Source organism: Vibrio genomosp. F10 str. 9ZD137, from assembly GCF_049974785.1.
Classification (GTDB): domain Bacteria; phylum Pseudomonadota; class Gammaproteobacteria; order Enterobacterales; family Vibrionaceae; genus Vibrio.
Genome location: NZ_JBNGCJ010000239.1, coordinates 1 through 3,371, shown reverse-complemented (window position 1 = coordinate 3,371; position 3,371 = coordinate 1). Strand labels below are relative to the sequence as shown.

The 3,371-nt window shown below is 44.3% G+C and carries 4 protein-coding genes; 1 reads left to right on the top strand and 3 read right to left on the bottom strand.

Annotated features, from left to right (window positions below; translation table 11 throughout):
- From ACP45E_RS03695 to ACP45E_RS03685, 3 genes are all read right to left on the bottom strand, one after another.
- The coding region (locus tag ACP45E_RS03695; RefSeq protein WP_198927679.1) for an SLBB domain-containing protein at positions 1-1,247 on the bottom strand (1,247 nt) is incomplete at its 3' end.
- Between the two features lie 85 nt (positions 1,248-1,332).
- Positions 1,333-2,166 carry an OmpA family protein gene (locus ACP45E_RS03690; RefSeq protein WP_017033367.1) on the bottom strand — a complete coding sequence of 278 codons (834 nt, stop codon included), beginning with the start codon at positions 2,164-2,166 and terminating at the stop codon, positions 1,333-1,335.
- Positions 2,167-2,209: 43 nt separating this feature from the next.
- Entirely contained in the window at positions 2,210-2,530 is a 321-nt protein-coding gene (locus tag ACP45E_RS03685) for an STAS domain-containing protein (protein ID WP_017033366.1), read from the bottom strand.
- Between the two features lie 190 nt (positions 2,531-2,720).
- Between ACP45E_RS03685 and ACP45E_RS03680 the strand changes: the two genes are divergently transcribed.
- Positions 2,721-3,371 (top strand): DNA ligase (locus tag ACP45E_RS03680; protein ID WP_069584706.1); only part of this gene is annotated, 651 nt, incomplete at its 3' end.

Below are 3,371 nucleotides of genomic sequence, written 5' to 3'. Positions count from 1 at the left end.
CGCTCTTCCGATCTGGAAAGTAAGTCCATCAAATTCATTTCGTCCGACCATTCGATACGACCGGGTCTGACGACTTGTCCCATCACATTGACGGCTCGGTTTGGTGATACCTTTAGCCACGATTTTTCGTTCATATCGGTCTTTTCAGGTACGAAAATCGCGTCCCCCGGCTCTATAGCGGGTGGCTTGGATCCTTGAAGACCTTCTGTGTAGGCAGTTAGATCGAATGGAATGACTTGTCCACTGGCTTTAATCACACGAATTTGACGGGATTCTGCAAATCGAGTTGGCCCCCCTGCGTTAGCCAAAATATCCATAAAGGTTGCGCCTAATTTCCCTTCAAAAGCACCAGGAGAAGCGACTTCACCCATGATGTAAACGGTATTTGCGCCGGATTTGATTTCTTCTTCTTGCTTAGGAACAAAAACAGTTGAACCTGGGTTGAGTTTAGGGAGCAGGGAAGAGTCGCCGCTATCAAGGTATCGCTTTAGATTAAACAGCTCTGGCGTATTGTTGGTAATGATCCGAATTTGCTCAACACTCGCATAACGTGTGACACCGCCAGAGCGCATTAAAATATCCACCAAATCACTGCCTTCCTTAAACGAGAAAGAACCCGGTGCATTCACTTCTCCAAAGACCTTAATCGCACTGCGTCCGTCGGCACTGTCACCTGAATCGGCGAGCTTAGCAGGGTCGAATTCTTGCTCGATATTACTGACTAACGGTGAGGCAGGAACAAACAGCGTATCGAGAGATTGAAGGGTTGGAAGCTGTTTTTCATCACCGGAATCTAAAAATGCTTTGTAGTTGAATGTCTGTTTGTCTCCACCGCGTTTAAGTAACATGTTATTAAGCTGGGCGCCCGAGCGAAGCCCCCCTGCTGCGTAAAGTGCCATTTGAATATCGGCGCTTTTCGCTAGCGTGTATTCACCGGGTGAGTTTACATACCCTTGAACTGAGATGAGAATTTGCTGCTCTGAAATATAGACATCGGCATTTGATAAGTCTCTGAATACGGATTCTAACGCCCCTAAAACAGCGTTCTTTAATTGTTTCTCATCGTAGCCAACGACATAAAGCGCGCCAACTTCGGGTAGGGTGATTCTTCCGCGTTTGTTCACTTGAAAGCCCTTATTCAAGGTGCCTTCTCCGGGGAGATTCACTTGGATGAGATCGCCTACTTGTACGATTTCTTTGGATGATACTTCTTCTGTCGCCCAAGCAGTAGTCAGACTCAGTGTCATTGCCACAGAGAGAAATACGATAGATAGACGCTTAAACTTTCGTCCTGATTTTAACTTTAAACTAAGCGCAAACTGAAATATAAGGTTAATCATACAAGCCCCCCTGTGACGCCGTCACTGAATGATCAAGTGTCGATACAATTTCGATGCTCACGCGTCGATTGGTGAGCATAACCGCCTGACTTTCACCTTCAAATAGGGGTAACTGAGCACCAAGAGAGTGAGTGGTAATCCTGTTTGGTGCTAAACCAAAAATGGTAAGGTAGCGTTTGACTTGCTTTGCTCGGCCCATGGCAAGCTTTTCATTTTCGATGTCGTTCCCCTGCGAATCAGCATGGCCGGTCACAGAGAGCTTCAAGTCTTGATTTTCGAGCAGAATATTAGCGGCTCTTGCTAAATGGCCCATGTATTTAGGGTTAATCTCTACTGAATTTGTAGCGAATTGATTATCGACGTTCAAAATCTCGAACAGCTGATCAATAACCACAAGCTGTTGGTCCAGTTTGAACTGACTCAAAGGCGGGGAGCATCTTGTCTCTGAAGTGACATAATCGAGTTGTAATTCCAGTTCATTCAAACGTTTTCTTTGTATTACAAGGTCGTTCGCCGCATCAAGAAGCAGACCACCTTCTAATTCGCGAGCAATTCTATTTTGTTTCTCTGTCGCTTGAACGACCGCGGCAGGAAAACACCAGTTGGCCCCTTGTCTGATTAACGAGTCCAATTGAAGTTTAGCGAGTTGCCAGTCAAATCTTAGACCATGCTCTGGGCCCAGTGGCTCATTCGGCATGATGGGAGAAAACTCGGAACCGGCATAACTTTCAGCTAACCCTCCACGGCCTTCTTCTGGATAGCTAGTGCATCCAAACAAAATCGTTAAGGATGCAGTCAAAGCTATTGAGTTATGAAATCCCTTCATCGCCAACGTCCTTTTATTATAAGTATTATTAGTATAGTTGCATTTAGTGAGAATTTTTGTTTACCGGTATGGCTTGGCCTATACGCAGCAAATTGATGATTTCTAAAGGTTGCCCGGTAACATTTTCGATGCGCATAAAACGTTCTCGTTCTATCAAACGTTTATAAAGATAAACCAGCGCGCCAACTCCCGACGAGTCGAGAAATGCCACGTTGCGAAAGTCGAGCTCTATCTCACTATGGCGATCATGAGTAATGACTTGATCGATATGTGGCAGCGCATCTTTGCTTCCCTCAGCATCTAGGTTACCCATAATTTCCAATGTCAGAATTGTGTCACTTGCTTCAATAGTTCGTAGTTCCATGATAATTACTCCTGTTTGGTTTATTTCTATAGAGCAGGTTCTGTGCCATCAATTAATATTATATATATCAAATGGATAGGTTGTGTTTTTAGGGGTTTGTCAATTTGAAAATCGTTTATTCTCATTTTGAGAATCAAAATATAAACACGGGTAACAACCCACAGATAGTGTGAACTGTATAGAAAAGTGGGTGAATTGTTATGAGCCTGCTCGCATTGACAAAATTGTGGTGAACTTAGTTAGCCATTCTCTGGAAGAATACGTTAACTCAACAGACAAGGAGTGTTTCGTGCGGTTATCTGTAATTTCAATAGGAATTTGCCTTGCGTTTAGCTGCCCAAGTTATGCAGAGCTTGCGTATGACATGGGTGTGATGAATGCACACAGTTATCAATCAGGAATAAATATTGAGGAGTACTGGCAAAGTGAAAAGTTAGACGGTATTCGCGCGATATGGACAGGAAAGACGCTGTTAACCAGAAAGGGCAACCCAATTAATGCGCCAGATTGGTTCACCGAAGCGTTGCCCAACTTTGCGCTAGAAGGAGAACTTTGGGCGGGACGTGGTAATTTTCATCTTGTACAACAAACGGTTCTAGACAAAGTACCTTCTGACTCTGCATGGGAGAAAATCGATTACATGCTGTTTGATATGCCTCAGTCTGCCGGTGATTATCAGAAACGGTATTACAATATTTTACACTGGCTTGAACATAACAGCGCCCCTCACCTTAGATACGTAGAACACAAGCCGATTGCATCAGAGGAAGAGCTGTTTCGACATTTAGACAATGTCAGTAGTGACAACGGCGAGGGTATCATGCTGCGTAAAGTGACTAGC

What these genes read in the sequence shown, in the direction of transcription:
- ACP45E_RS03685 (WP_017033366.1), bottom strand. Translation starts at nt 2,530, where the DNA reads ATGGAACTACGAACTATTGAAGCAAGTGACACAATTCTGACATTGGAA.
- ACP45E_RS03690 (WP_017033367.1), bottom strand. Translation starts at nt 2,166, where the DNA reads ATGAAGGGATTTCATAACTCAATAGCTTTGACTGCATCCTTAACGATT.